Origin of the sequence: Aphanothece microscopica RSMan92 (assembly GCF_046613545.2) — a bacterium.
Taxonomy (GTDB): Bacteria; Cyanobacteriota; Cyanobacteriia; order PCC-6307; family Cyanobiaceae; genus NIES-981.
In genome coordinates, this window is record NZ_JBKKKY020000683.1 from 1 (window position 1) to 249 (window position 249).

The following is a 249-nucleotide window of genomic DNA, read 5'->3' on the forward strand; positions in this document are numbered from 1 at the left end:
CGGGAACGTTGTTCGTGCAGAAGGAGTTGGTGGATGAGGACGGTGACAGTGTGTCTCAGAAGATCGATCTGACAGGGAAGCTGTCGATCGAGGATGCAGGCCCGACGCTGGATGCAGCTAAAACCTATGCAGGGACGCTGGTGCTGGATGAATCGGCACTGGACGGAACGCTTCCTGCGTATGCAGACCAGGATGGTGTGTATAGCGCGACGGTGGATCTGTCGACCGTGTTTGGCGATGGTGATCTGG

Annotated in this window: 1 protein-coding gene; it reads left to right on the plus strand. The window is 57.0% G+C overall.

Annotation, left to right across the window (positions count from 1 at the left end):
* Positions 1 to 249 (plus strand): hypothetical protein (locus tag ACLD7X_RS19615; RefSeq protein WP_425625557.1); only part of this gene is annotated, 249 nt, incomplete at both ends.